Source organism: Deltaproteobacteria bacterium (assembly GCA_026712905.1).
Classification (GTDB): Bacteria; Desulfobacterota; Binatia; order UBA9968; family JAJDTQ01; genus JAJDTQ01.
Window position 1 is genome coordinate 1 of sequence record JAPOPM010000070.1, and the last position, 5,831, is coordinate 5,831.

The following is a 5,831-nucleotide window of genomic DNA, read 5'->3' on the forward strand; positions in this document are numbered from 1 at the left end:
CCTCTGCCGTACGTCACGTTCACGCGCTCATGGCAACGTTTAATGAGCGAACCTGTCAGATGAGGAACCGAGTGCGTCAATCGCGCACGCTCGGATCTGTGGGGGGAGGGGCTCGGTGACGACCCCTCCTACCCGGCCGTCCGTTGCTCTCGCAGCTAGAGGGTTTCTCCGAACGGAAGATGTTCGGCGGCGTCTGCTTCATGATCAACGGCAACATGTGCGTGGGAACGTGGAAGGACTCGCTGATCGTGCGGTTGGACAAGAAGAAGCACGACGAGACGTTGGTTGAACCCCATACCAAGCCCGCCAACATCACCGGCCGGGTGATGTTGGGATGGGCCGTCGTGGAGCCCGCGGGCATCGAGTCGGACAACGATTTGAAAACGTGGCTCCACCGGGCCGCGGAATTTGTCCGCTCCCTTCCGGCCAAGTGACTATTCGTCCTGCCGCCTGGCGCCGTACACGCCCACCAGTCCCTGCCAGTGTTCGAACACGCCCGCGACCTCTTCGTGGTTCGGCCCGTAGAACACGCCCCTGAGGAAGTCGTTCTCGGCGAACCGACGTTCGAAAGCGCCGCGCGAGACCGGGAGGTCGTCATAGACGAAGTCGAGGTACCTCGTGCCGGTGGAGGCGTTCTCCAGGCCGCTGAGACGCACGTCCAGAAGAGTCTTCTCTCCCCCGAGATCCACGGATATTCGCGCATTGCCGGTAACCAAGGATTCGAGGTTGTCCACAACCGAGGGATCTCTCGCCAGGACGGCCCCCCGCCAGACGGCGTTCACGTCCACGTTCGGGTTCGTGTACGGGGCATCGCCGGTAACGAAGGCCCGCGTCCACGTGTCGCCATGGGCTGGATGACCTTCGTGATCAATGCGGTAGGCCAGCGTCTGGAAGAACGAATGGTTCATCCAGCCACCGAAACCAACGTCCTGTGTCCGGCCCAGCGGGGATGTCCTGGCCCCGTATGGAATTGTTTCCTTTCGGACGAACGTGGCGATGCCGTTCATTTCCGAAAGGCTGTCGATACTGGTCACACGCCTCTGGTTCGCAAGGAGCGCAGCGTTGTGACCAAGCGAGCAGACGTGTTGGCGGCACAGCGAGGGCATTCGGAGCGAGTCTCCTCCGCTGTCAAAGAGGTGCGTGTCCGTATATAACAATCGATCGGAGCGAGCGGCGATCTCGTTGATTTGTCCTACCGCCCGACCCTCGAGGGTGCTCTGGTCCAACTCCCCGGACGACGGGGCGGAGATGGCGGTCGCCTCGGCGGCCGCGGACGCCGCGTTCATCGCGATCTGCTGGTGGAGCGGAAGCGTGCTGTCCGCGATCGGAATTCTCCAAGATCGAAGCGCAACCACAAGTGCGGCGTTCGCCTCCATGAGCAGTTGCTCGGCCGTCAGCAGGGCCGTTTCGGCAGTCTCCCGTAGAGCTTGCGCCCGCTCCGCGGCGGCTTCCGCGGCGGTCGCACGATCCTCGGCCACTTCCGCCGTCGCGGCCGCCTCGGTCGCACGGAGTTTGGCCGTATCGCGCGCGACTTCCGCCGCGGTTCTGTCCGCCTCCGCCTCGGTCGCACGCCGGTCGGCTGCCTCGCGCTGGTCGTCCGCAGCGGCCCTGGCCGCCGCCGCCGCCACACGGGCTCCCTCGGCCGTCGCCCGGGCCTTCTCGGCAGCCCACAAGGCCGCTTCCGCGGCCGCCGCTCCGGCTTCCAGGATGGCCTGACTCTCTTGCGCGGCCGCCAACTCTCGCATCAGGTCTTCGTTGCCCGTACGAAGGCGAGACTCCTCGTTGCCGCCGCAGCCGAGCATGACCGCCGAAAGCGCGATTGCGCTGCCACTCTTCAGGAACACGGTCCACATCGGTCTGGCCATGGTGTCGCGAAGCCCTCGCTGGCTTGTGTGTTGTGCCGCAACGGGACCCGACGCCCAGCGACGGGACCACGCCTGCCCGCGCCGCTACTCGTTCAGCCGTCTGGCGCCGTACGCGCCCACCAACCCCTGCCGATCCTCGAACACGCCCGCGACCTCTTCGTGGTTCGGCCCGTAGAACGTGCCCTCGAGGAAATCGTTCTCGCCGGGCTTGCGTTCGAACCCGCCGTTCTCCACCACGAGGTCGTTATAGACGACGTCGGTGTACGTCGCGCCGGTGACGGCGTTCTCCAGGTCGCTGAGGCGCACGTCCGCAAGAACCATGCTTCCCCCGAGGTCTACGGATACTTGCGCGTCGCCGGTGACCACGGATTCGATGTCGTCCGCGGTCGCGGGGTGTCTCGCCACAACAGCCCCTCGCCAGACGGCACTCGCTCCGACGTCCGGGTTCGTGTACGGGGCATCGCCGTAAACGAACGCGTCCGCAGACACGTCGCCATGCGTAGGATGCCATTCAATGTCGAAGGGCTCGAGTTCCGTGGCGAAGAAGGAATGGTCCATCCAGCCAACCCAAGCATGGCCGGGCCCCCATTGGGCAGGATACCTTTCGATCAGTGTAGCGACGCCGCTCGTGTCCGGAAGGATCTCGATCGATTCGACCTGAGCACGCCAGGAGCCCGGCCCCCCCACGGATAGGAAAGGGAATCCTGACACGCAGACGTCGCGGGCGCATTGGTAAGGGTTGCGAAGCAAATCGCCACCGCTCGTGAAGGTGAGGCGGTCCGCACGAGAGATTCGATTGGAGCGAGCAGCGATCTCGTGGATTTGCCTCAACGCCCGACCCTCGGGGGTACTCTGGTCCAACACCCCAATGGCGTAGGACCGGGCCGCCGCCGTGTTCATCGAGATTTGCCGGTCCACCGGAAGCGTGGTGTCCGCGACCGATGTCCCCAAGACGCGAAGCGCAAGCACAAGCGCAGCGTTTGCCTCCATGAGCAGCCGGTCGGCCGTCGTCAGGGCCGTTTCGGCTGTCTCTCGGGCAGCTTCCGCCTGGTCCGCGACGGCTTGTGCGGCGCGCGCACGCTCCACGGCCGCTTCCGCCCGCGCCGCCGCCTCCATGGCATGCAGGTTGGCCGTGTCGCGCTCGACTTCCGCCGCGGCCGCGGCCGCCGCCGCCTCGACCGTACGTTGGTGGGTCGCGTTGCGCTCACTGTCGGCCGCGGCCCTGGCCGCCGCCGCGGCCGCCCGGCCTTCCTCGGCGGCCGTCCGGGCTTTTTCGGCGGCCGACAAGGCCGCTTCCGCGGCCGCGATTCTGCCTTCCAGGACCGCCTGACCTTCCAGCGTGGCAGCCCGCTCCTGCATCAGGTCTTCGTTGCTCGCACGAAGGCGGGATTCCACGTTGCCGCCGCAGCCGAGCAAGAGCGCCGAAAGCGCGATTGCGCCACCCTTCAGAAACACAATCCACATCAGTCTAGCCATGTTGTCGCGAAGCCCTCGCTGGTTCGTGTGCCATCCCTCACGACGGGTCGCATGCCGCAAATTTATCCCGGATATTGATGTTTACCGATTGATTCGAAAAGTCAACCACCGTTGGCTGTCCCGGCCCTGTTTTCGGAAAGTGTCGCTCAGGCGCCGGTGTTCGGACATCCTTGTGCTCCACCTCCGCTACCGACGCTCACCGAGCGCAGGTACGCTGTGCTTGCGAAGCATGAGCCGGAGTGTGACACTGGTATCGGCATGCAATCCATCTCCGCATACTCGCGCCGGGAGCGCTCGGCGAGGTCGGCGCGCGGCGTCGCCGCCGGCGCCGTTCTCTTGATCCTCGGCTGGTCCGGGATTGCCCTCGCGGACACGGTCGAGCGGACCGAACTCCATGGCGTAAGCGTACGCATCCTGACCCGCGGACTCGATCACCCATGGTCCCTGGCTTTTCTGCCGGATGGCCGCATGCTCGTCACCGAGCGGTCGGGCCGCCTGCGCTACGTCGCCGCCGATGGCACCCTGGATCCGACTCCCATTTCCGGCCTTCCCGAAGCGGTGGCGGAGAGGCGCCAAGGCGGGCTGCATGATGGCGTATTGCATCCCCGCTTCGCGGAGAACCGCCTTGTATATCTCGCTTACGCCGGCAAGGGCGACGGCGGCTACGGCACCGAACTGGCCCGCGGCAGGCTCGATGGCCACCGGCTCACCGACGTGCGGATACTGTTCCGGGCCTTGCCCAAGTCATGGGGCGGCCGCCACTTCGGCGGCAGGGTGGTGTTCGACGGCAAGGGTCACGTGTTCCTGACCCTCGGAGACCGGGGCAACCGGCCGCGCGCGCAGGACCCCGGCGACCACGCCGGCTCCGTCATCCGCCTGACCGAGGACGGTCAGGTGCCCAAGGACAATCCCTACCTGTCCGTGGCGGGCGCAAGGCCGGAGATCTATACGATCGGCAACCGCAACATCCAGGGCGCGGCCTTGAACCCGCGGACCGGCGAGTTGTGGACCCACGAGCACGGCCCGCAGGGAGGCGACGAGATCAACATCATCCGCGCCGGCGTCAACTACGGCTGGCCGGTGATCACCCACGGCAGGAACTACGGCATCGGCACGCGCATCGGCGAGGGGACCCGCAAGGAGGGCATGGCCGAACCGCTGTACCAATGGACGCCGTCCATCGCGCCCTCGGGCATGGCCTTCTACGACGGCGACAAGTTCCCTCGCTGGCGCGGCAACCTGCTGGTGGGCGCCCTCGCCTATCGCCTGCTCGCCCGCCTCGAGCTCGACGGCGGGCGGGTTGTGCGCGAAGAGCGGATCCTCAAGGGCGTCCTCGGCCGTATCCGGGACGTCCGTGTCGGCCCTGACGGGTACGTCTATCTGCTGAGTGACGAGGAACCCGGCGTGCTCGCTCGCCTGGAGCCCGCCGGCGGTTGACCGGTGTCGGACCGCCGACCGTCATCGCGGCTCAGCGAGTTATCCGCGCGCAATGCGACATGGCCTCCAGTGCTTGGACCAGTGTTCATCAGACTGAACATGGTCTTCGCGAACGCTCTTGCAGACGTTGAGGTGGAACTCCTCGGCCGGGAACGCTCGGGCCAACCTGATCACCACGCCTTCTCTTGCCCCACCTAGCGCGGACGGCTCCGAGTGGTACGGGGTTTCCTCGAAGCCCTGGTTGTCGTTGTCGCACGGCGTAACGGACACGCGACTTACACGCATGGCGTTGTATTGGTGATTGTAGACATGCTTGAAGAACATGTCCCCGACGCCGGGCGCGCCCGCGAAACGCAGGTTTTGCTTGTACTCGTCGAAGATGAGCCCCAAATCGTCGATGGCAATCACTCTGTCCCGACAAGCCTCCAGCAACTCCTTTACACATGCTCGCTGACAGTCCGGGTCGGCGTGTGTGTTTCTTCCGTTGGCTGAGATGGCAACGTTGGTGTCGACGACGCAGGTCCTCATTTCGAGGTCCCCGTCCGGGCCTCCGCTTCGATCCGTCGATCCAGTGAAGCCGTACTGATCGCTGCAATTTCGGCCATTTCATCGCCGAAGAACTTCTCCGGCCAGTTCTCGATCTCACCCCACTCGTTCAATTCGAGATCGTTGAGTTCGGCCGCGCCGTTGTTTGTCTGAACGAAGTACAGCATTAGCTCGCTTGACGCGACGGTACCCTCGGCCACGCGTCGCTGGAAGCGTCGCAGCAGATGTTCACTGTGACTTTCCACAATGATTTGGACGCGACGATGTTCAGCTACGGCTAGCATCAGATCCGCCAGACGACTTTGAACGGACGGGTGAAGGTGAATCTCCGGCTGTTCCATCAAGACGATGGAGTCTTCGGGGACATAGTGTGTGCTGGGCAGCGTTCAGATCGGGTGGGTTCAAGTCCCACTGGCGCTCGGGTAAGGGGCGTCATATCCAAAAGTGGGGGTAATTCCTCACTGGCCGGAGTGAGTCGATAGGCGAGACCCTAAACGGGCACGAAGC

The 5,831-nt window shown here is 64.9% G+C and carries 6 protein-coding genes; 2 read left to right on the forward strand and 4 right to left on the reverse strand.

Annotated features, from left to right (window positions below):
- Positions 1 to 143 precede the first annotated feature (143 nt).
- Positions 144 to 434, forward strand: coding sequence for a TfoX/Sxy family protein (locus OXF11_05380; GenBank protein ID MCY4486534.1), 291 nt, complete (start codon positions 144 to 146; stop codon positions 432 to 434).
- Here the strand turns inward: OXF11_05380 and OXF11_05385 are convergent, their stop codons facing one another.
- Both OXF11_05385 and OXF11_05390 read right to left on the reverse strand, forming a co-directional pair.
- Positions 435 to 1,673, reverse strand: coding sequence for a hypothetical protein (locus OXF11_05385; protein ID MCY4486535.1), 1,239 nt, complete (start codon positions 1,671 to 1,673; stop codon positions 435 to 437). It abuts the gene before it with no gap.
- A 276-nt stretch (positions 1,674 to 1,949) separates the two neighbouring features.
- The gene (locus tag OXF11_05390; GenBank protein ID MCY4486536.1) at positions 1,950 to 3,341 is read right to left on the reverse strand and encodes a hypothetical protein; all 1,392 of its coding nucleotides are present in this window, start codon (positions 3,339 to 3,341) and stop codon (positions 1,950 to 1,952) included.
- 258 nt (positions 3,342 to 3,599) lie between these two features.
- Here OXF11_05390 and OXF11_05395 point away from each other — a divergent pair, with 258 nt between their 5' ends.
- Positions 3,600 to 4,778: a PQQ-dependent sugar dehydrogenase gene (locus tag OXF11_05395; protein ID MCY4486537.1), complete on the forward strand. Its 1,179-nt coding sequence runs from the start codon at positions 3,600 to 3,602 to the stop codon at positions 4,776 to 4,778.
- A 39-nt stretch (positions 4,779 to 4,817) separates the two neighbouring features.
- On the opposite strand, the gene OXF11_05400 is transcribed toward OXF11_05395, so the two are convergent.
- Positions 4,818 to 5,186: a hypothetical protein gene (locus OXF11_05400; protein MCY4486538.1), complete on the reverse strand. Its 369-nt coding sequence runs from the start codon at positions 5,184 to 5,186 to the stop codon at positions 4,818 to 4,820.
- Between the two features lie 116 nt (positions 5,187 to 5,302).
- Positions 5,303 to 5,674, reverse strand: coding sequence for a DUF3696 domain-containing protein (locus tag OXF11_05405; protein ID MCY4486539.1), 372 nt, complete (start codon positions 5,672 to 5,674; stop codon positions 5,303 to 5,305).
- Between the last annotated feature and the right edge of the window lie 157 nt (positions 5,675 to 5,831).